This window comes from Erwinia sp. HDF1-3R (genome assembly GCF_039621855.1).
Lineage (GTDB): Bacteria > Pseudomonadota > Gammaproteobacteria > Enterobacterales > Enterobacteriaceae > Erwinia.
Window position 1 is genome coordinate 1571850 of record NZ_CP155071.1, and the last position, 22494, is coordinate 1594343.

The following is a 22494-nucleotide window of genomic DNA, read 5'->3' on the forward strand; positions in this document are numbered from 1 at the left end:
AATTATTCTTCCAAAATCGGTTGCGGCGAATTTTCCGGAATTCTGACGTGAACCTGAATGATACGACGGCTGTCCGCCATGGCGACTTTGAACTGATAGCCGTCAATTTCGATGCTTTCACCGCGCGCAGGCAGGTGACCAAACGCCTGCATCACCAGACCGCCGATGGTATCGACCTCTTCATCGCTGAAGCTGGTGTCGAAAATGTCATTGAAATCTTCAATCGGCGTCAGGGCGCGCAGAGTATAGGTATGGCGACTCAGCTGACGGATATCACGATCTTCTTCATCGTCATATTCATCTTCGATCTCACCCACAATCAGCTCAAGGATGTCCTCGATGGTCACCAGCCCGGAAACGCCGCCAAATTCATCAATGACAATCGCCATATGATAACGCTGAGAGCGGAACTCCTTGAGCATACGGTCAACGCGCTTGCTTTCTGGCACCACCACGGCCGGGCGCAAAACCATCTCCATGCTGAACGGCGCCGATCCGCTGGTCATAAACGGCAGCAGATCCTTTGCCATCAGGATACCTTCAACGTGATCTTTATCTTCGCTGATGACCGGGAAACGGGAGTGGGCCGACTCTATAATGGTATCCAGACAGGTTTCCAGCGTCTGATTACGCTTCAGAGTGACCATCTGTGAGCGGGGGATCATGATGTCCCGAACGCGCTGCCCGGCGATATCCATCACGCCTTCAAGCATGTCCCGGGTATCGGGATCGATCAGCTCGTTCTGTTCGGAGTCGCGGATAAGCTCTAACAGGTCATCACGGTTTTTAGGCTCACCGTGAAATAGCTGGTTGAGGAGAAGGGTAAAGAATCCCTTTTTACTACTGGGACTGTCATTATTCTGTGAATGGTCATCGCTCATGGCGTTTTTGTTTCTGTCACTCTTGTCGTGAGAAGAAGATATCCCTGCCGCGACGGGCGAGGCAGGGATGGTATCAGGCCAGCTGGCCTGCTTAGGGTAACGCTTTCTCCGAAATGTACGGGTCGTCATAGCCAAGAGCAAGCATTATCTCGGTCTCGATCGACTCCATCTCTTCGGCTTCGTCGTCTTCAATGTGGTCATAACCCAGTAAATGCAGGCTACCGTGAATAACCATGTGCGCCCAGTGGGCCAGCAGCGGTTTTTCCTGCTCAGCGGCTTCCTGCTCCACAACCTGGCGGCAAATGATCAGATCGCCAAGCAGCGGAAGCTCGATACCCGGTGGGGCTTCGAATGGGAAAGAGAGGACGTTAGTCGGCTTATCTTTACTTCTGTAGGTGTGATTCAGCATGCGGCTTTCCGCTTCATCAACCACACGAATTGTCACTTCACTCTCTTCCTGGAACTGCGGCAAAACCGCCTCCAGCCAGCCCTGAAAATCGGATTCAGCCGGCAGGCCTTCCACCTTTTCGCAGGCAAGCTGCAAATCAAGGATTACGGTACTCATTTTGGCTCCTGCGCGGCGAGCTGAAGCGCCAGGGCTTCACGCTTGCGCTCTTCGGCCTGCGCGTCACGGCGTTTTTGGTCGGCCGCTTCCCAGGCTTCATAAGCGATAACCACGCGAGCAACCACCGGATGGCGTACCACGTCTTCGCTGTGGAAGAAGTTAAAGCTAATGTCGTCCACCTCTGAAAGCACCTCAATGGCGTGGCGCAGGCCGGACTTGAGGTTACGCGGCAGGTCAATCTGCGTCACGTCGCCGGTGATGACCGCTTTAGAGTTAAACCCGATGCGTGTCAAAAACATTTTCATCTGTTCAATGGTGGTGTTCTGGCTTTCATCAAGAATAATGAAGGCGTCGTTGAGCGTACGACCGCGCATATACGCCAGCGGCGCAACTTCAATCACGTTTCGCTCAATCAGCTTTTCCACGCGCTCAAAGCCCAGCATTTCAAACAGCGCGTCATACAGGGGACGCAGGTAGGGGTCTACCTTCTGGCTGAGATCGCCCGGCAGGAAGCCGAGCTTTTCACCGGCCTCGACCGCAGGACGCGTCAGCATGATGCGGCGCACTTCCTGGCGCTCCAGCGCATCAACGGCGGCAGCCACGGCCAGATAGGTTTTACCCGTACCCGCCGGACCGATGCCAAAGGTGATGTCGTGATCGAGCACGTTGGCAACGTACTGCGCCTGGTTGGGCGTACGCGGCTTAATTACGCCGCGTTTGGTCTTAATGTTTACCGCCTTGCCAAACTCGGGCACGTGGTCATCAGCCTGCTCCAGCACCCGACTCTCTTTAATCGCCAGATGGATCTGTTCCGGATCGATATCCGGAATATGGCCCCGCACCGGTGCCGTATCCACATACAGATCGCGCAGAATAGTCGCGGCAGCATTGACGCACAGGGCTTTGCCGACCAGCTTGAACGCGTTGTCACGGCGGTTGATTTCAATGCCTAACCGACGCTCAAGCTGCTTAATATTGTCGTCAAACGGGCCACAGAGGCTCAGCAGACGGTGGTTATCAGCGGGATCTAAGGTAATTTCGCGTGTTTCGATATTCAAACTAATCCTTTGGGTCGCTCAGGGCCAGTTGAGGACGGTGTATTATGGCAGCGCCGCACTGTTTAGCGGCAATAGCATAAGAGAATTATTTATGGCTGCACATGAATGTGCAAGCGTATAAAAAGATATTTGGGCGACGGTTCCGGAAACCAAGGGCGCTGCGCGGGAATTCATGCGGCAAACCCGGAGGCCTGCCGCAAAAGGGTAGGATCAGGGCTGGAAGGAGCCTACGCCCAGCTCGTTCTCTTTACGCGTACGCGCAATGACGGAAGCCGGGGATTCAATGCTGCGCAGGTCCATTTGATCTTCCGTCCGCACCACCACGCCGCGCAGGGAGTTGGTGTAAACGTCAACAATCTCGACATCGACAAATTTGCCAATCATCGCTGGCGTTCCTTCGAAGTTCACCACGCGGTTATTTTCCGTACGGCCGGACATCTCCATCACGTTTTTACGTGAGGTGCCTTCCACCAGAATACGCTGTACGGTGCCCATCATCCGGCGGCTCCATACCATCGCCTGCTGGGTAATACGCTCCTGAAGACGCCACAGGCGCTGCTTTTTCTCCTCTTCCGGTACGTCGTCCGGCAGATCGGCCGCCGGGGTGCCGGGGCGTGCGGAGTAGATAAAGCTAAAGCTCATATCGAAATTCACATCGGCAATCAGCTTCATTGTCTGCTCAAAATCCTGTTCGGTTTCGCCAGGGAAGCCGATAATGAAGTCGGAGCTAATTTGAATGGTGGGGCGCGCCGCAATCAGCTTGCGAATAATCGCCTTGTATTCCAGCGCGGTATGAGCACGCTTCATCAGGGTCAGAATACGATCCGCACCGCTCTGCACCGGCAGGTGGAGGAAGCTCACCAGCTCAGGCGTGTCGCGGTAGACATCAATAATGTCGTCGGTGAACTCAATAGGGTGGCTGGTGGTAAAGCGAATGCGGTCGATGCCGTCAATGGCGGCCACCAGACGCAGCAGATCGGCGAAGCTACAAATCTCACCATCAAAGCTCTCACCCCGGTAAGCGTTCACGTTCTGACCGAGCAGGTTAACTTCACGCACGCCCTGGGCAGCAAGCTGGGCTATCTCGAACAGAATATCATCGCAGGGGCGGCTAACTTCTTCACCACGGGTGTAGGGCACCACGCAGAAGGTACAGTATTTGTTGCAGCCTTCCATAATGGAGACGAAGGCCGATGGCCCTTCTGCGCGGGGTTCGGGCAGCCGATCGAATTTTTCGATTTCCGGGAAGCTGATATCCACAACCGGGCTTTTCGAACCGCGTACGGTATTGATCATTTCCGGCAGACGGTGCAGCGTTTGGGGTCCAAAAACGATATCAACATAGCTGGCACGTTGACGAATGTGCTCGCCTTCCTGCGAAGCCACGCAGCCGCCGACGCCAATAATCAGGTCAGGGTTGCTCTCCTTCAGCGTTCTCCAGCGTCCAAGCTGATGAAACACTTTTTCCTGGGCCTTTTCACGAATCGAGCAGGTGTTAAGCAGCAGAATGTCGGCCTCTTCCGCGACGTCGGTCAGCGTGAAGCCATGCGTGCTGTTTAACAGGTCAGCCATCTTGGATGAGTCGTACTCATTCATCTGACAGCCCCAGGTTTTGATATGCAGTTTTTGGGTCATCTGGTTGCCATTTATCATGCAGGAAGGAATGCAGGGCGCGTATTGTAATGCTTTGCTGCGGTGGTGACCAGCATACAGGCTTTTACGTTTACGATTTCAACTGGCCCCGCAAAATCCGATACACTAAGGGTAACAAATTGTCCCTTACAGGTGTAGAGGTAAGGGCACCGTAGTCCACCGGTAAAGGATAAAATAATGACAGGACATACGCGGAACGAGGATATCGTCATTGTTGGCGGCGGGATGGTGGGAGCCGCGCTGGCCAGCGGACTGACGACGCAGGGATTTAAGGTGGTGGTGCTTGAACAGCAGGCACCTGCCCAGTTTGATCCACAGAGCAATCCCGACGTCAGGATTTCTGCCGTCAGTGCAGCCTCGGTAGACCTGCTTAAGCAGCTTGAGGTCTGGCCTCGGGTGCAGCAGATGCGCGCCACACCCTACCGCCGGCTGGAAACCTGGGAGTGGCATACCGCACAGGTGGGGTTTGACGCGCAGTCGCTGGGGCTGCCGGAATTAGGTTTTATGGTGGAAAACAGCGTATTGCAAAGCGCGCTCTGGCAGCGGCTCACGCAGCAGGATGTGAGTCTGATTGCGCCTGCCCGCCTTCAGGACCTGCAACCCTGCAACGGCGGCTGGCGTCTGCGCCTGGAAAGCGGCGAGGAGATGACCGCCCGGATGGTGGTGGGTGCCGATGGTGCCAACTCTCAGGTGAGGCAGCTGGCAGGAATGGGCATTCACGGCTGGAATTATGCCCAGTCCTGCATGCTTATCAGCGTCCGCTGCGATCGGGATGCCGGTGACTGTACCTGGCAGCAATTCACACCGAATGGCCCGCGCGCATTTTTACCGCTGTCCGACGGGTGGGCTTCGCTGGTGTGGTACGACAGCCCGGCACGTATTCGGCAGCTTCAGGCCATGACCATGCAGCAGCTGGAGCTGGAAATTATCAAACATTTTCCGGCAAGGCTGGGGCACGTCAAGCCGGTTACCGCCGGATCCTTTCCTCTGGTGCGCCGCCACGCGATTCGCTATGTGTTACCCGGACTGGCGCTGGTAGGCGATGCCGCACACACCATCAATCCGCTGGCCGGGCAGGGCGTTAACCTGGGCTATCGCGACGTGGACGCGTTGATTAACACGCTAACGGCTGCGCGTGATAAAGCCGAGGACTGGGCATCGGCGGGCGTACTGCGCCGCTATCAGCGTCAGCGGCAAACCGACAATCTGCTGATGCAAAGCGGGATGGATCTCTTTTACTTCGCCTTTAGCAATCCGTCTGCGCCGCTGCGCGTTATGCGTAATCTTGGGCTGATGGTGGCAGAGCGCTCGGGCGTATTGAAGCGCCAGGCGTTACGCTACGCGCTGGGCCTTTAAATCGCTCTCCCGCTGAATGGCGGTCTCAAATAGTGCTACCGGTGGCGGCAACGTAACAGGCAGACCGCCGGACGCAGGGATGCGCGCGCCGGGGCTCAACAGAGAGATTCTCACCCTACCCGCGTTGTGCATGGCGCAACCTGGCCAGGCAACTAAATGGCGCAGTGTTCTGCTCAGTTATTAGTATATTGCGGGTAGTCTGGATGTGAATTCTGCTATCTGGCCAGGAGGAGGATGCCCTGATAAACAGCAGACGTAAAAAAGCCCGCAAAAGCGGGCTTCTTTACTTAATGGCTGGGGTGCAGGGATTCGAACCCCGGAATGCTGGTATCAGAAACCAGTGCCTTACCGCTTGGCGACACCCCAATTTCTTGGGTGCGATTCGCAATGCAAATCGTCTTTTTTATGGCTGGGGTGCAGGGATTCGAACCCCGGAATGCTGGTATCAGAAACCAGTGCCTTACCGCTTGGCGACACCCCAATAAAATTGGTGGCTACTACGGGAATCGAACCTGTGACCCCAGCATTATGAGTGCTGTGCTCTAACCAGCTGAGCTAAGTAGCCTAATTTTACTGCGTTACTACACTAACATATTTCTTAATGGCTGGGATACCTGGATTCGAACCAGGGAATGCCGGTATCAAAAACCGGTGCCTTACCGCTTGGCGATATCCCAATGTCCGTTTCACTCAGTACAGCGACCATCAAGAAAACTGGCTGGGGTACCTGGATTCGAACCAGGGAATGCCGGTATCAAAAACCGGTGCCTTACCGCTTGGCGATACCCCATCCGTGCAAAACCGCGATGATAATGGTGCGGGAGGCGAGACTTGAACTCGCACACCTTGCGGCGCCAGAACCTAAATCTGGTGCGTCTACCAATTTCGCCACTCCCGCAAAAAGATGGTGGCTACGACGGGAATCGAACCTGTGACCCCAGCATTATGAGTGCTGTGCTCTAACCAGCTGAGCTACGTAGCCATCTTTATTTCGCGCTACCTTCATCGGCGTTGCGGGGCGCATTATGCGGAGTTGACCTGAAAGCGTCAACAAGTTTTTTCCCGTTTTTGCCCTGAAATGCTTCGTTTGTCTGGGTTATAACCAGCCTGATGATTAAATCAACAAATTCTGAAGGTAACGTGCGCAAAACAAACGGTAAAGGGCCGGTAAGGCCCCGTTTTCACAGATAAAGTGTTCGCTTATTTATAGGCTGACTGATGCACGCCCACGGCACGACCGGATGGATCATCCATGGTTTTGAACGCTTCATCCCACTCAATGGCTTTTGCCGATGAACAGGCGACCGAAGGACCGCCGGGGACGCATTCCGCCGCGCAGGGTAAAGGAAACAGCTCTTCAAAGATTTCACGGTACAGGTAGCCCTCTTTAGAGGTCGGCGTGTTGTACGGAAAACGGAAGTGCGCCGTTTGCAGCTGCTGATCGGAGATCTGCTGTGCGGCCACCTCTTTCAGGCTGTCGATCCAGCTATAGCCGACGCCGTCAGAGAACTGCTCTTTCTGGCGCCATGCCACGCTTTCCGGCAGGTAAGAGGAGAAGCACTCGCGCAGGATGTGTTTTTCCATTTTGCCGTTGGCACCGCACAGTTTATCTGCCGGATTGATGCGCATCGCCACGTCGAGGAATTTTTTGTCCAGGAAGGGCACGCGTGCCTCCACGCCCCAGGCAGACATCGCTTTGTTGGCACGGGCACAGTCAAACATATGCAGGGCCAGCAGTTTGCGCACGTTTTCTTCGTGGAACTCTTTGGCATTCGGTGCCTTATGGAAGTAGAGATAGCCGCCAAATACCTCATCGGCCCCTTCGCCCGACAGCACCATTTTAATGCCCATCGCTTTGATTTTGCGTGACATCAGGTACATTGGCGTAGAGGCGCGAATGGTGGTGACGTCATAGGTTTCGATATGGTAAATCACGTCGCGGATGGCATCCAGACCCTCCTGCACGGTGAAATGAATCTCGTGGTGGACGGTACCAAGATGGTCAGCAACGGTTTTGGCGGCTTTCAGATCGGGTGAGCCTTCCAGACCGACGGCGAAGGAGTGCAGCTGTGGCCACCAGGCCTCGCTCTTATCCTGATCCTCAATGCGCTTCGCCGCATACTTTTTGGTCACGGCAGAAATAATCGAGGAGTCCAGCCCACCCGACAGCAGAACACCATAAGGCACGTCAGACATCAGATGGCTTTTCACCGCTTCTTCCAGCGCCTCTTTCAGCGCTGGTGCATCGGTTTTGTTGTGTTCAACAGCCTCATAGCTGAACCAGTCGCGCTGCCAGTAGCGGCGGATCTCACCGTCGGTGCTGGAGAGGTAGCTGCCCGGCGGAAACTCTTTCATGGTGCGGCAAACCGGCACCAGCGCTTTCATTTCCGAGGCAACAAACAGGTTACCGTGCTCATCGTTACCCATATAAAGCGGGATAATACCGATATGATCGCGACCAATCAGCCAGGTGTTTTTAACGCTGTCATACAGAATAAAGGCGAACATGCCCTGCAGCTCGTCAAGGAAGTCGACGCCTTTTTCCTGATAGAGCGCGAGGATCACCTCGCAGTCGGATTCGGTCTGAAACTCATAGCGGTCGCTCAGTTCGGCCCGCAGTGCCTGATGGTTATAGATTTCACCGTTCACGGCCAGCACATGCGTATGGGCGGCGTTATACAGAGGCTGCGCGCCGTTGTTCACGTCAACAATTGACAGGCGTTCGTGTGAAAGAATCGCGTGGTCGTTGGCATAAACGCCGGACCAGTCGGGGCCACGGTGACGCATCAGACGTGAAAGCTCCAGGGCTTTCTTACGCAGTTCGGCAGAATCAGTTTTCAGATCCAGCACGCCAAAAATTGAACACATAGCTAACTCCCTCTCGACATCCCTGAACGGTGATGATGGTAATGTGAATCGTCAACGGCGACAGTTTTCGCCCTGTGACTATGAAAATGCGCTATCTGCCCCGGATGATGCAAGCGTTTTAGCCATTCTCTGAAAAATAGTCTGTTGCATTGCGGATAATATTGATGGATCACCAGTAAACTGCGATTAAAATTGCATAATCGTCAATTTACGGGTGATTGTGTTTAAAAGATGAGCAGGTGCGGGAGGGTGAGCCCGAATCAGATAATATCGATATCGGCCACTGACGGATAAATCCAGCTGGGACGGAAAGGCATAGCATCAACATCGCTCATCGTTGAGACGCCTGATAGCACCAATATTGTCTCCAGCCCGGCCTGGAAACCGGCCAGGATATCGGTACGCAGATTATCACCGACGATAACCGTCTCTTCCGAGTGCGCCTGCATTTTATTGAGCGCGGCGCGGATGATCCATGGGCTTGGTTTGCCAACGTAAAAAGGCTTACGCCCGGAAATGACTTCGATCCCGGCGCAGAGGGCCCCGCAGGCTGGCACAAAACCCCTGGCGTGGGTGTCCGGATTGGTGGCAATAAAGCGGGCGCCGTTAGCAACGAACCAGGCCGCTTTATGCATCATGTCCCAGTTGTATGAGCGGGTCTCCCCGACAATGACAAAATCCGGGTTGATATCGGTGATGGTAAAGCCCGCTTTGTACAGTTCGTGGATCAGCGCGCCTTCGCCGACCACATACGCTTTTTTCCCCTCCTGACGCCGCAGAAAATCAGCCGTCGCCATGGCGGAGGTATAAAAGACGCTGTCCGGCAGATCGATTCCTGCCGAGGCAAAACGGTTGGAGAGGTCAAGCGCGGTCTGCGACGGGTAATTCGTCAGCACCACCAGGGGTAATCCCCTGGCTAAAATGCGTTGCAGAAAATCGTTGGCACCCGGCACCGCCGTATTATCGTGCATTAACACGCCATCAATATCGCAGATGACATTTTTAATCGTACTGCTTTCGCTGTTCATCAGGGTTAAAGCGCTCATCAACCTTCCAGTAAGTGTTGTAATAAGATGCCGTTAAGCATGGCACGTTTCGCCAGAGCGAAAGCGCCGATGCCTGAACGATGGTCCAGTTCGGAACGAACGACCGGCAGATTTTTGCGAAAGGCTTTCAGCACCTGCGTATTAATGCAGCCCTCAATGGCCGGCAATAACAACTTTTCCGCCTCAGTAATCTCACCGGCAATCACCACCTTTTGTGGGTTAAAGAGGTTTATTGCAATGGCAACGGCTTTGCCGAGATAGCGGCCAACGTGTTCAATGACTTCGGTCGCCAGCGCATCTCCACGGTTAGCAGCCTGACAGATCTGGTGAATACCACACTCCTCGCGCAGGACGCTGGCATAGCCCTGGGACAACAGGTGACGTACGCGTTTTTCAATCGCGCTATTCGCTGCAATGGTTTCCAGACAGCCGAAATTGCCGCAGTAGCAGCGCTCCCCCAGCGGATCCACCTGAATATGACCCAGCTCGCCAACGTTGCCATTACTGCCGAGAAAAATATGGCCATTGGCGATAATCCCGGCACCGGTACCGCGATGTACGCGCACTAAGATGGAGTCAGCGCAGTCGCGGGAGGCACCAAAGTAGTGCTCGGCCAGGGCCAGACTACGAATATCGTGGCCGACAAAGCTGGTGACGTTAAACCGTGCCTGCAGGTTTGCGACCAGCGGCCAGCAGTTGACGTTGATATGTGGCATATAGCGGATAATCCCGTTAACCGGGTCGACCAGCCCGGGTAAAATAACGGAAATGGCAATCAGCTCACGCAGCTTTCGCTCGTACTGTTCCATAAAGCGGGCGATGGCGTTAAACAGGGCGTGTTCCAGGGTTTCCTGGGTGCGTTCTGGCAGGGCATAATCTTCCTGAGCCAGGGATTTTCCGCTGAGATCGAAAAGGGTGAGTGTGGCATCGCTGCGTCCCAGACGGATGCCGATGGTGTTGAATCCCCGCGTTTCGGTAATGATTGAGATGGCGCGGCGGCCTCCGGTAGAGGCCTGCTGATCCACTTCTTTGATCAGCCCGCGTTCAATAAGCTGACGGGTAATTTTGGTGACGCTGGCGGGAGCAAGCTGACTGTGCTCGGCAATCTGAATACGTGAAATCGGTCCTTGCTGATCGATAAGCCGGTATACGGCTGCGCTATTAAGCTGCTTAACTAAATCAACGTTTCCTATCTGAGCCTGTCCGCCGCTGGTCATTCCGTATCTACTCGCTTAAGACCTCGTCACCGTTAACGATAGTCTGGATTATTTTATAATCACGGGTGAAAACGGTCAGGTTCGCCACTTTTCCGGCTTCAACTGAACCTAACTTTTTCTCAATTCCCATTGCCCGGGCCGGATAAAGCGTTGCCATACGGAGCGTCTCATCGAGAGAAATACCGACATGTTCGACGCAGTTCGCCACCGCTTCGATCATCGTCAGTGCAGAACCACTCAGCGTGCCCTGTTCGTCAACGCACAGCCCATTCCGGTAGTATATTGTTTTTCCTGCGAAAATAAATTGGTCAATATTAGCCCCGGCTGGCGCGGTGGCATCCGTCACCAGTATTAGCCTGTCACCCTTGATACGCTTAGCATTGCGAATATTCGCGTAATGCACGTGCAGGCCGTCTGCGATAATCCCGCTGTAGACCTCCGGTGCGTCAAACAGGGCACCGATCAGGCCCGGCTCACGTCCAGTGAGGGTAGGCATCGCGTTATAAAGATGGGTGGAGAAACTGATCCCGGCGTTAATGCCAGTACGGGCTTCATGATAGGTGGCATGAGAATGACCGCTGGACACCACAATGCCCGCACTGACCAGCTGACGGATAATCTCGGGTTCCACCTCTTCCGGCGCAAGGGTTATCTTACTGATAACATCGGCATTCTCACACAGGAAATCGACCAGCGCCTGAGAAGGGCGACGGATCAGGGCTGGGTTATGGGTGCCGGGCTTGCGTGGGCTGAGCCACGGGCCTTCCAGATGCAGGCCCAGAGCCTGGTGGGTATTCTGCGCCAGATAAGCCCGCATCACCTCGACGGCACGCTTCATCATGTCGTCAGTACTGGTAATAAGGGTCGGCAGAAAACTGGTACAGCCCGCTTTCTCATTGGCTTTCTGCATGGTGTTCAGGGTGTCGACGCTAAGTGCAGCCATATCATCATTAAACTGCACGCCGCCGCAGCCGTTAAGCTGAAGATCGATAAAGCCGGGAGCAATAATCGCGCCGCCCGTATCGCGCCTTTCAATGTCTGCCGGAAGTTCATCGGCGGCGCAAACGCGTTCAATCAGGCCATCTTTGATGACAACCGCATGATTTTCGAGTATCTCATGGCCGGTAAAAACGCGGCCATTGGTTAAAGCGTACATATTTTCTCCCGGCATATCCGGCTTAATGGCTAACGCTTTTGCCTGGCTGGGGGCAGTCACCCAGCCCGGCCGCGTACGCTGTGGTACAGGCGAAAGCCACTTTGCCGCTCTGTGTTGAGCTGATGATTTACAGACTTTTCACGCTTTCCGCTTCCATCTCGCGGAAGTATTTAACGGTTTTGACCTTCAGTTCCATTGTTGCGGGTTCATCACAGACCACGATGGAGCGGGCATGGAGCTGGAGGCAGCTGATGGTCCACATATGGTTGACGTTCCCCTCAACGGCGGCCTGTAGCGCCTGGGCCTTGGCGTGACCGATGACCAGAATCATCACTTCCTCCGCGTCAAGCAGGGTGCCCACGCCGACGGTGAGGGCATATTTAGGCACTTTTTCCACATCCCCGCCAAAGAAGCGCGAGTTAGCCAGGCGGGTTTCATGCGTCAGGGTTTTGATACGGGTACGTGAAGCCAGGGAAGAGGCCGGTTCGTTAAAAGCGATATGACCATCGTTGCCTACGCCGCCCATAAACAGATGGATTTTACCGAGCGCACGGATCTTCTCTTCATACTGACGACACTCCAGGTCAATATCTTCCGCATTACCGTTAAGAAGATTAATGTTTTCCGCTGGAATATCAACATGATCAAAAAAGTTGCGGTACATAAAGCTGTGGTAGCTTTCCGGATGTTCCTTCGGCAGGCCGACATACTCGTCCATATTGAAGGTGATCACATGCCTGAAGCTGACCTGGCCCGCTTTATGCATATCAATCAGATGGCGATAGGCTTCAAGCGGCGTTCCACCGGTCGGCAGGCCAAGCACAAAAGGGCGGTCTGCCGTCGGGTTGAAGGCGTTGATGCGATCGACAATATGGCGCGCGGCCCATTTGCCCACCTGTGTGGGGGTTGCGAGAGGAATCAGTCTCATGTATCACCTCATTTAAACATTGAAGGGGGTCAGCAGTGTAAGGCGCGTAGCAGTAAGCAAGCGTAACGTGTTCCGGGCATCATCCGCGAGGGATAAATCCGTGCTGATATTTCGGATCATAAAATAAGTGGCTGCATATGACCAGACTATTGTGCGCTTATCTGCATTTCTGGGTGATAAAAGTCACATTACAGCGCTTTTAATTTGCGAAGCGAATTAATTTTTTCTTACACTCCGTCAGGTGATTTTACTATGATGCAAAATCAAACTGGCCGTTATAAAAACGCAAAACGGTAATCGGTGCCTTAACGGGTCTTTAGGGGGAAGGATGAACATTTTAGGATTTTTTCAAAGGCTGGGGCGATCGTTGCAACTGCCCATCGCGGTGCTGCCTGTTGCGGCCCTTATGCTGCGCTTTGGGCAACCCGATTTACTGAATATGCCGTTTATCGCCCAGGGCGGTGGGGCAATTTTTGACAACCTCGCGCTGATTTTTGCTATCGGCGTCGCATCTACCTGGTCAAAAGACAATGCGGGCCCCGCTGCGCTGGCCGGAGCCGTGGGTTATTTCATTATGACCAAGGCTATGGTGACCATAAATCCGGCGATTAATATGGGCGTACTGGCGGGGATCATTACCGGGCTGGTGGCCGGAATGACCTATAACCGCTGGTCGGATATTAAACTGCCGGAGTTCCTGAGCTTCTTTGGTGGCAAACGCTTCGTGCCGATAGCGACCGGGTTTTTCTGTCTGATTCTGGCGGCGGTATTTGGCTATATCTGGCCGCCCGTTCAGGCCGCCATTCAAAGCGGGGGCGAGTGGATAGTCTCTGAGGGCGCGCTGGGTGCGGGCATATTTGGCTTTGTTAACCGCCTGCTGATCCCAACGGGTCTCCATCAGGTGCTGAATACCATTGCCTGGTTCCAGATTGGTGAGTACACCAACGCGGCGGGCGCGGTTTTCCACGGCGACATCAACCGCTTCTATGCCGGTGACGGCAGCGCGGGCATGTTTATGTCAGGCTTCTTTCCCATCATGATGTTTGGTCTTCCCGGTGCCGCGCTGGCAATGTACCTGGGTGCACCTAAGGCTCGCCGTCCCCTCGTTGGAGGGATGCTGCTGTCGGTTGCGGTCACTGCATTCCTTACCGGTGTGACCGAGCCGCTGGAATTCCTGTTTATGTTCCTTGCGCCGCTGCTGTATCTGGTCCACGCCATCCTGACCGGCATCAGCCTGTTTGTTGCCACGGCACTGAACATTCACGCGGGCTTCTCCTTCTCGGCGGGGGCAATTGACTATGTGCTGATGTATAAGCTACCCGCCGCCAGCCACAATGTCTGGATGCTGCTGGTGATGGGAGCAATCGCCTTTATCGTTTACTTCGTGCTCTTCACCGCGATTATCAAAATGTTCAATCTGAAAACGCCGGGGCGCGATGACGGCACGGATGACCAGTCTGCCGGAGAGAGTGCTAACAGTAATACCGAAGAAGGGATGGAAACGCTTGCCCGTCAGTACATTGGCGCGGTTGGCGGCAGTGATAATCTCAAAATTATTGATGCCTGTATCACCCGTCTGCGCCTCTCCGTGAACGATGCAGCCATGATCAATGATGCAGCCTGTAAGCGCCTCGGCGCGTCCGGCGTCATCAAGCTGAATAAACAAACGGTTCAGGTGATAGTGGGTGCCAAAGCGGAATCTATCGCTGAAGAGATGAAAAAGGTCATCGCTAAAGCGAGCGTTGCCCCTTTTGCTTCCCATGATGTAGCTGAAAAGGCCAGTGCTTCTGCCCCGCCGCAGGCGGTGCCAAACGCGGCGAAAGGTATCGTGGCGACGCTGGTGGCCCCGGTTAGCGGTGAGGTGGTTGCGATTGAACAGGTACCGGATGAAGCCTTCGCCAGCAAAGCGGTCGGAGACGGACTGGCTATCAGACCGACCAGCAGCATCGTGGTTTCACCGGCAGCGGGTACGGTGGTTAAAATATTCAACACTAACCATGCGTTCTGTCTTGAAACGGAGAAGGGCGTCGAAGTGGTGGTGCATATGGGGCTGGACACCGTGGCGCTGGCAGGGAAGGGCTTTACCCGGCTGGTTGAAGAGGGCGCGGTCGTCACTGCCGGGCAGCCGGTGCTGGAGATGGATCTGGCCTGGCTGAATGCCAACGCCCGTTCGATGATTAGCCCGGTTGTGGTGAGTAATATTGACGACTACAGCAGCCTGCAACTGGCGGCGGGTGGAACGGTGATTGCAGGTGAGACCCGCCTGTTTGACGTCCACGGCTAGCCTCTGAAGAGATAGCCGATCAGGGCGGGAAGAGATCCCCGCCCTTTTTTTTGCCTCGCCGCTAACAAACGGTTGTTTCCCTTCCCTGCTTTGTGGATCATACTCCGTTATTTCACGTACTAATTTACGCTAAGCATCCCTGAGGACATTGAGATGAGTGAGGCAGAAGCCCGCCCAACTAACTTTATTCGTCAGATTATTGACGAAGACCTGGCGAACGGTAAGCACAATAGTGTTCATACCCGCTTTCCGCCCGAGCCTAACGGCTATCTGCATATTGGTCATGCCAAATCAATCTGCCTGAATTTTGGCATTGCTCAGGACTATCAGGGTCAATGTAACCTGCGCTTTGATGACACTAACCCGGTGAAAGAAGATCTGGAGTTCGTGGAGTCAATTAAGAAAGATGTGCAGTGGCTTGGTTTTGAGTGGAGCGGCGAGGTCCGTTACTCATCTGATTATTTTGATCAGCTGCATCACTACGCCGTCGAGCTTATTACTAAAGGCCTGGCCTACGTTGATGAGTTGTCGCCGGAGCAGATCCGCGAATATCGTGGGACGCTAACGTCGCCGGGGAAAAACAGTCCGTATCGCGATCGCAGCGTGAGCGATAACCTCGCGCTGTTTGAAAAAATGCGTAACGGCGGCTTTGCCGAAGGAACCGCCTGTCTGCGCGCCAAAATCGATATGGCCTCCAACTTTATCGTTATGCGCGACCCGGTGCTGTACCGCATTAAATTTGCCGAGCATCACCAGACCGGTAATAAGTGGTGCATCTATCCGATGTATGACTTCACCCACTGCATTTCCGATGCACTGGAAGGGATAACTCATTCGCTCTGTACGCTGGAATTCCAGGATAACCGTCGCCTTTATGACTGGGTGCTGGATAACATCACCATTCCTGCCCACCCCCGGCAGTACGAATTTTCTCGTCTGAATCTTGAATACGCCATTATGTCCAAGCGTAAACTGACCCAGCTGGTCAGCGAAAAGATTGTTGAAGGGTGGGACGACCCGCGCATGCTGACCGTATCCGGCCTGCGTCGTCGTGGCTACACTGCAGGCGCTATTCGTGAGTTCTGCCGCCGCATTGGCGTGACCAAACAGGACAACATTGTTGAAATGGCCTCGCTTGAGTCGTGCATCCGTGACGATCTTAATGAAAATGCGCCGCGCGCTATGGCCGTGCTTGATCCGGTGAAGTTGGTGATTGAAAACCTGCCAGCTAATCACGAAGAGATCCTCACCATGCCTAATCATCCGAATAAGCCGGAAATGGGAACGCGTGAGGTGCCGTTCAGCCGCGAAATTTACATTGACCGCGCTGACTTCCGTGAAGAGGCTAACAAGCAGTATAAGCGTCTGGTACTGGGCAAAGAAGTGCGCCTGCGCAATGCGTACGTTATCCGGGCTGAGCGCGTGGCGAAGGATGAAGCGGGTAACATCACCTGCCTGTTCTGTACCTGCGATACCGACACACTGAGTAAAGATCCCGCTGATGGCCGCAAGGTGAAAGGCGTTATCCACTGGGTGTCGGCTGAGCATGCGCTGCCCGCCGAGTTCCGCCTTTACGATCGTCTTTTCAGCGTGGCTAATCCGGCAGCGGCAGAGGACTTCCTGACCACCATCAATTCTGAGTCGCTGGTGATTCGTTCAGGATTTGTGGAACGCAGCCTGTCGGGTGCACAGGCAGAAAGCCCGTATCAGTTTGAGCGTGAAGGCTACTTCTGTGCCGACCGCACTTCAGGCGCAAACGGGCTGGTGTTTAACCGTACCGTGGGTCTGCGTGACACCTGGGCGAAGGCGGGAGAGTAATCTTTCGCCCTGTGCGGGTAAGCGCTGTGCGCTGAAATAACCCTGTGGGTTTAGAATTGGCCGGGGGGAATCCCCTGGCTGATTCTTGCAGCAAAATGGATTACCGGCGGGTTTACATCGTGAGTTGCACTTACCATTACATTCCACTTACCATTACATTCCACTTCCCATTACGTTCCACTTCCCATTGCGTTCCACTCCCCCTGACGCTCCACTTCATCGCATTTTGCACCTCAATCGAGTAAACCCACTATAAGGCGATCGGCAGGTGCTTATCAGTGAGACAGCATACCTTTTATTCGCTATCCCGATTCCCGCCAGGAAAAATAATTGCGGGGTGAATTGCGTATCCGCTTTTGCTTAATCAGATAAGCGCGGCACAAAGCATTACAGCCTGCTGTTAATTAATTCCGTAATGATTAAATTAGCCTTTATTATTCCAATAATAGCCAGAGCAGCCGATATTATGTGTCGCCGATCATACTTTGGCAGCTGGCTTTATTTATATATTGATAATTCGCGTCGCGAAAAATATCATTCATACAGCATCTGAAGGGTGCCTTTCTTTATAAGAAATATTATTTTTACTGTTTCAGGATTGTTAAATTTACAATGAGAGGGATTTCTCAATGCATATCTCTGACCCGGCGCGTCGTGCGCTGACGCTATCCGTTGCCATTATTTCTACTCTCTCCACGCTTTCGATAAGTCCTCAGGCCAGCGCCACGGGATTTATCGAGGATTCTACCCTGAGTGGTGGGGTTTATTACTGGCAGCGACATCGAGAAAGAAAAGATCTTAACCCCGACAGCGATAAATACGGTAACTATCAACAAAACCTCCATCACTCGACATTCAACGGCAGCCTGGATTTTTCATCCGGCTATCTGGCTGATTTTATTGGTCTCGATCTGGCCGCCTTTGGCGCGCTGGAGATGTCAGGCAAGGGGCCTGCCGCACCCAACGAAATAGGCTTTAGCGACGCGAAAACGCGCTGGGATGAAAAGTGGGGCGGGGATAAAAACGGCGCGTCAATATATAAAGCGGCGTTAAAGTTTAAGCAGGGTGATTACTGGCTACGTGCTGGCTATTTACAGCCCACCGGCCAGACGCTGATGGCATCGCACTGGAGTTTTTTACCCGGCACTTATCGTGGCGCTGAAGTTGGCTTTAATCGTGATTTCGATGACGCGGGTGCGCTCTCGATGTCATGGATGTGGAGCGACCGATATAAAGCCCCCTGGTATAGAAATACCTATCATTTTCGGCAGGCAGACGGGAAAACGCCCGTTCGCTATCTGCATTCAATCGGCATGAAATATGATTTCAAAAATCAGCTGGTGCTGGAAGCTGCATTCGGGCAGGCCGCGGATTATATGGATCAGTACTTTACTAAAGTCTCTTATGATTTTCCGGTTGCCGGGAATAATCTGAGAACCAGCTGGCAGTTTTATGGCGCAAAAGATAAGGCGCACGGCGGCGTTGCGAACGTTAATGATGTGTATGACGGCCTGGCCTGGCTACAGGCGCTGACGCTGGGGTATACCCTGGGAGCCTTTGATTTCAGACTGGAAGGCACCTGGGTGAAGGCCGAAGGGAATCAGGGATTTTTCCTGCAACGGATGACGCCAGGCTATGCCACGTCGAACGGGCGGCTGGACGTGTGGTGGGATTCACGCTCTGACTTTAATGCTAACGGTGAAAAAGCCCTGTTTGCCGGGGTGAGCTGGGATCTAACCAACTGGTCGCTCCCCGGATGGAGCCTTGGCACCTCCCGTGCCTGGGGATGGGATGCCAAACCTGCCAGCAGCCCGGCCTGGGATCGCCACGCCCGCCTGAAAGAATCAGCCTGGAATCTCGATCTGATGCACACCGTGCAGGCGGGCTGGGCCAAAGGCACGTTGTACAAACTGCACTATACCCGCTACGACAACCACTCCTCGCTGCCCAGCTTCAGTGGGGGATACGGCAATATCTTCCAGGATGAGCAGGACGTGAAATTTATAGTCATCGCACCATTCACTATTTTTTAACCATTCCGCAGGCGGGGCAGAGGCCCCGCCAGAAAACCACGGAGGGGTGAAATGAAAAAAATATTACTGCTCATCGCCAGCGTGCTGGTGTTAGCCGCCTGCTCGTCAGGCCCTGCGCCACGCCCTGAGCGCATTCCGGCGCGGGACTATCAGCATTGTCTTGATGCAGAGCAGATGGGCGGCGGCGATGAGGTTCAGGATCGCTGTGGCAGGCTGTCTGAAGAGATTGAACATAAAAACCAGAAGGAACAGGTGAAATAATGAAAATGTACAAAAGTGCGATCGCGGCGGCGCTGATATCAGCGCTCGGCAGCACGGGTGTGCTGGCGGATCAGCAACTGGTCGACAGGATCAGTCAGTTTGGCGTTAAGTATAAGGTGACCGATAACCTTGCTGCCCAGAATGGCGTGGACTGCGCCGCGCTGGGCGCTGACTGGGTTTCCTGCAACCGGGCCACCCTCACCTTAACCAACCCAGGCGGGGCCATTAACAGTAAAGACTGGGCCATTTACATGTCCAACGTGCATAAAACGCTTAAGGTCGATAGCGATCAGTTTCGCATGGTGCACGTCGTCGGCGACCTGACCCGGCTTGAGCCGACGGACAAATTCACCGGCTTTGCCGCCGGTGCATCGGTCGATATTCCGATTATCAATGAGTACTGGCAGTTGTTTATCACCGACGTGATGCCACGCTGGTATGTTACCTCCAGCAACGCCAGCCCAAAAATCATCGCCATAACGGATACGGAAGAGCTGTCCCGCTTCGTCGAGCCTTTTGGCGATCAATGGCGGCGCACGCCGGATGACAAAAACGTGCTGATGAACGCGGCCAGCCGCTTTGCTAAAAATAGCGACGTGGCCACGCTCCCGGCGCAAACTCTGCGCGGGCATATTGTACCTACGCCGATGAGCGTGGAGATCTACAGTGGGGACGCCGACCTGTCATCGGGCGTGAGGTTCGATTTCGCCACGTTATCGGCCGATCAGGCCGATGCACTGCGTCAGCGTTTCAGTTTACTGGGCGTTCAGGAACGGGCTAATGGCTATACCATCAAGACCCGGATTGCTGCCAGCGCGCTGGGGAAACAGCAGTCCATCCCGGGCGGCTATCAGCTAACCATTGGCGAAGCCCTGGCGGAGGTGACCGGCTTCGATCAGCGCGGCGTGATGAATGGCGTACAGTCGATCCTGTCGCTGATCCCCGCTGACGGCCTCAAAATTGCGACGCTGAAAGCAGCCGATGCACCGCGTTTCCCTTATCGTGGAGTATTCCTCGATGTTGCCCGTAATTTTCATAGCAAAGAGGCGATTTTACGGCTGCTGGATCAGATGGCGGCCTGGAAGCTGAACGTCTTTCACTTCCATCTTTCTGACGATGAAGCCTGGCGTATTGAGATCCCCGGTTTGCCAGAGCTGACCGATGTAGGTAGTAAGCGCTGCCACGATCTCAGCGAGAAAACCTGCCTGCTGCCACAGCTGGGATCGGGGCCTTTCAGTAATAATAACGGCTCCGGGCATTTCAGCCGCCAGGACTATATTGATATCGTCAAATACGCAGGGGCCCGGGGTATTGAGGTGATCCCGGAAATTGATATGCCTGCGCATGCCCGGGCGGCGGTGGTGTCGATGGAGGCACGCTATGCCCGCCTGATGGCCGGGGGGAAACAGGCCGACGCGGAGGCATACCGGCTGGTGGATCCCACCGACGACTCCAATACCACCTCCGTCCAGCTTTACGATCGTACCAGCTATCTCAATCCCTGCCTGACATCCTCGCTGCGCTTTACCGACAAGGTGATTAGTGAAATCCAGGCGATGCATCTGGCGGCGGGAAAGCCAATGAAGGCCTGGCATTTTGGCGGTGATGAAGCGAAAAATATTCGTCTTGGCGCAGGCTATACCGATGAGAAGAAGCCCGAAGAAGGTAAAGGCAGGCTGGATATGCGCAAGGAAGATAAACCCTAGGCAAAATCCTCCGTCTGTCAGGCGATGATCAAAGCGGGAAAAATAACTGACCTTGATCACCTCCCGAGCTATTTTGCGCGGGAAGTTAGCAGGCAGGTCAATGCGCACGGCATAGAGAAAATGCAGGCGTGGCAGGACGGCCTGAAGGATGCTGAAAATGCGGGTGCCTTCGCCACGAAGCGTGTGGCGGTGAATTTCTGGGATACGCTTTACTGGGGAGGGTATGACAGCGCTAACGACTGGGCCAACAAGGGCTACGAGGTGATCGTCTCCAACCCGGACTACGTCTATCTCGATTTCCCCAATGAAGTGAATCCGCTTGAGCGGGGTTACTATTGGGGAACCCGTTTCAGCGACGAGCGCAAAATGTTCAGCTTTGTGCCGGATAACCTGCCGCAGAATGCAGAAATGTCGTTTGATCGCGACGGGAAAACCTTTACGGCTAAATCCGACAAGCCCTGGCCTGGTGCAACCGGACTCTCTGCCCAGCTGTGGAGCGAGACGGTACGCACTGACGGACAGATGGAATATATGATGTTTCCGCGTCTGCTGGCCGTGGCGGAGCGAGCATGGCACCGCGCGGGCTGGGAGCAGGATTACCAGCCAGGAAAAGCCTTTACCCGGGGCGAGACGCATTTTGTCGATAGTAAGACTCAGCTGAAAGAGTGGCAGCGTTTTGCCAACCTGCTGGGTCAACGCGAGCTGTCGAAGCTGGATCGCCGGGGAATTGAGTACCGCATCCCGGTACCGGGCGCGCGTATTATTGGCGGAATGCTGGAGGCGAATATCGCGCTGCCTGGCATCGCCATTGAGTACAGCGTTGATGCAGGCAAAAGCTGGCAGCGCTATGAGGCCACGGCCAAACCGCAGGTTGAGGAGGGCAACGTCCTGGTGCGCGCGGTCAGCGCCGACGGCAAACGCTACAGCAGGGTGGAGGAAGTCTGAAAAAAGCGTAAAAAAAAGCCGGTGGTGATCACCGGTTTTTTATGTTGAGCAACGCGGAAGATTATTTGTCGTGAAGCGTTTCGTCTTCACGGCAGTCACCTGTGGTGCAGTGGCCGTAAAGATAAAGACTGTGGTTGCTGAGTTTAATACCGTGGCGGGTAGCGATATCACGCTGACGTGTCTCGATAGACTCATCGCTGAATTCAATCACTTTTCCGCAGTCCAGACAGATCAGGTGGTCGTGATGCTGCTGCTGAGTCAGTTCGAATACGGACTTGCCGCCTTCAAAGTTATGACGCGTTACAATCCCGGCATCATCAAACTGGTTGAGTACGCGGTAGACCGTTGCCAGCCCAATCTCTTCGCCCATATCAATCAGGCGTTTATATAAATCTTCCGCACTGACGTGATGGCTCTCTGGTACCTGAAGCACTTCCAGAATTTTCAGTCGGGGAAGCGTGACTTTCAGGCCGGCCTTCTTTAATGCGGTATTGTTGTCAGTCATGCGGATATTGTCCTGTTACTTTGCTAGTCACTAAGTGGCTGAAAAGCCTTAAACATCGGTCGACGCAGAAAGCTAGGTGCGTCTCATTATAGAACTGATACTTCAAAATGGAAACCACGAGTGGGATGCGCAACCGCTGTGGGATGTAAAGTTGAGAACCCGATACGTCCAGGAAAGCAAACGCCCAATAAAAACGGGATTAACATTTTGCTCA

General features: G+C 54.1%; 15 protein-coding genes, 7 tRNA genes and 1 pseudogene. 6 read left to right on the top strand and 17 right to left on the bottom strand.

From position 1 onward, the window contains the following. Positions 1-2: 2 nt before the first annotated feature. The 4 genes from corC to miaB form a co-directional block, all read right to left on the bottom strand. Complete coding sequence (gene corC / locus AAGR22_RS07250) at positions 3-881, bottom strand: CNNM family magnesium/cobalt transport protein CorC (protein ID WP_345831149.1); 879 nt, start codon at positions 879-881, stop codon at positions 3-5. 91 nt (positions 882-972) lie between these two features. After that, positions 973-1446 carry an rRNA maturation RNase YbeY gene (gene ybeY, locus AAGR22_RS07255; protein ID WP_345831150.1) on the bottom strand — a complete coding sequence of 158 codons (474 nt, stop codon included), beginning with the start codon at positions 1444-1446 and terminating at the stop codon, positions 973-975. Then, a complete protein-coding gene (locus AAGR22_RS07260; protein ID WP_067702295.1) occupies positions 1443-2504 on the bottom strand; it encodes a PhoH family protein in 1062 nt (353 codons plus the stop codon). The genes ybeY and AAGR22_RS07260 overlap by 4 nt, the downstream gene beginning before the upstream one ends. Positions 2505-2714: 210 nt before the next feature. After that, positions 2715-4139, bottom strand: coding sequence for a tRNA (N6-isopentenyl adenosine(37)-C2)-methylthiotransferase MiaB (miaB, locus tag AAGR22_RS07265; RefSeq protein WP_067703645.1), 1425 nt, complete (start codon positions 4137-4139; stop codon positions 2715-2717). A 195-nt stretch (positions 4140-4334) separates the two neighbouring features. Between miaB and ubiF the strand changes: the two genes are divergently transcribed. Next, the gene (ubiF, locus tag AAGR22_RS07270) at positions 4335-5513 is read left to right on the top strand and encodes a 3-demethoxyubiquinol 3-hydroxylase (protein ID WP_067702298.1); all 1179 of its coding nucleotides are present in this window, start codon (positions 4335-4337) and stop codon (positions 5511-5513) included. Between the two features lie 291 nt (positions 5514-5804). On the opposite strand, the gene AAGR22_RS07275 is transcribed toward ubiF, so the two are convergent. From AAGR22_RS07275 to nagB, 12 genes are all read right to left on the bottom strand, one after another. Next, a tRNA-Gln gene (locus AAGR22_RS07275) sits at positions 5805-5879 on the bottom strand. A gap of 40 nt (positions 5880-5919) precedes the next feature. Continuing rightward, positions 5920-5994 (bottom strand) — tRNA-Gln (locus AAGR22_RS07280). Positions 5995-6001: 7 nt separating this feature from the next. After that, positions 6002-6078 (bottom strand) — tRNA-Met (locus tag AAGR22_RS07285). Between the two features lie 37 nt (positions 6079-6115). Continuing rightward, positions 6116-6190 (bottom strand) — tRNA-Gln (locus tag AAGR22_RS07290). A 38-nt stretch (positions 6191-6228) separates the two neighbouring features. Then, positions 6229-6303 (bottom strand) — tRNA-Gln (locus AAGR22_RS07295). A gap of 23 nt (positions 6304-6326) precedes the next feature. After that, positions 6327-6411: transfer RNA gene (locus tag AAGR22_RS07300), tRNA-Leu, on the bottom strand. A gap of 7 nt (positions 6412-6418) precedes the next feature. Beyond that, positions 6419-6495 (bottom strand) — tRNA-Met (locus AAGR22_RS07305). Positions 6496-6713: 218 nt separating this feature from the next. Then, complete coding sequence (gene asnB / locus AAGR22_RS07310; protein WP_345831151.1) at positions 6714-8381, bottom strand: asparagine synthase B; 1668 nt, start codon at positions 8379-8381, stop codon at positions 6714-6716. Between the two features lie 260 nt (positions 8382-8641). Next, positions 8642-9409, bottom strand: coding sequence for an HAD-IIA family hydrolase (locus AAGR22_RS07315; RefSeq protein ID WP_067703648.1), 768 nt, complete (start codon positions 9407-9409; stop codon positions 8642-8644). A gap of 17 nt (positions 9410-9426) precedes the next feature. Beyond that, on the bottom strand, positions 9427-10644 hold the full coding sequence (locus tag AAGR22_RS07320) for an N-acetylglucosamine repressor (protein ID WP_067702304.1): 1218 nt from the start codon (positions 10642-10644) through the stop codon (positions 9427-9429). Positions 10645-10651: 7 nt separating this feature from the next. Beyond that, complete coding sequence (nagA, locus tag AAGR22_RS07325; RefSeq protein WP_067702307.1) at positions 10652-11800, bottom strand: N-acetylglucosamine-6-phosphate deacetylase; 1149 nt, start codon at positions 11798-11800, stop codon at positions 10652-10654. A gap of 127 nt (positions 11801-11927) precedes the next feature. Then, on the bottom strand, positions 11928-12728 hold the full coding sequence (gene nagB, locus AAGR22_RS07330) for a glucosamine-6-phosphate deaminase (protein WP_067702313.1): 801 nt from the start codon (positions 12726-12728) through the stop codon (positions 11928-11930). A 328-nt stretch (positions 12729-13056) separates the two neighbouring features. Here nagB and nagE point away from each other — a divergent pair, with 328 nt between their 5' ends. The 5 genes and pseudogenes from nagE (at position 13057) to AAGR22_RS07355 (ending at position 21775) form a co-directional block, all read left to right on the top strand. After that, on the top strand, positions 13057-15012 hold the full coding sequence (gene nagE / locus AAGR22_RS07335; protein WP_345831152.1) for a PTS N-acetyl glucosamine transporter subunit IIABC: 1956 nt from the start codon (positions 13057-13059) through the stop codon (positions 15010-15012). Between the two features lie 153 nt (positions 15013-15165). Beyond that, positions 15166-16830 carry a glutamine--tRNA ligase gene (glnS, locus tag AAGR22_RS07340; protein WP_067702319.1) on the top strand — a complete coding sequence of 555 codons (1665 nt, stop codon included), beginning with the start codon at positions 15166-15168 and terminating at the stop codon, positions 16828-16830. A 629-nt stretch (positions 16831-17459) separates the two neighbouring features. Next, on the top strand, positions 17460-18863 hold the full coding sequence (locus tag AAGR22_RS07345; protein ID WP_067702323.1) for an OprD family outer membrane porin: 1404 nt from the start codon (positions 17460-17462) through the stop codon (positions 18861-18863). A gap of 51 nt (positions 18864-18914) precedes the next feature. After that, a complete protein-coding gene (locus AAGR22_RS07350) occupies positions 18915-19124 on the top strand; it encodes a lipoprotein (protein WP_345831153.1) in 210 nt (69 codons plus the stop codon). Then, positions 19124-21775 (top strand): annotated as a pseudogene (locus AAGR22_RS07355) (beta-N-acetylhexosaminidase). Before AAGR22_RS07350 ends, AAGR22_RS07355 begins: the two are co-directional and overlap by 1 nt. 61 nt (positions 21776-21836) lie before the next feature. On the opposite strand, the gene fur reads toward AAGR22_RS07355, so the two are convergent. Beyond that, complete coding sequence (gene fur, locus AAGR22_RS07360) at positions 21837-22280, bottom strand: ferric iron uptake transcriptional regulator (RefSeq protein WP_067702332.1); 444 nt, start codon at positions 22278-22280, stop codon at positions 21837-21839. Positions 22281-22494: the final 214 nt, after the last annotated feature.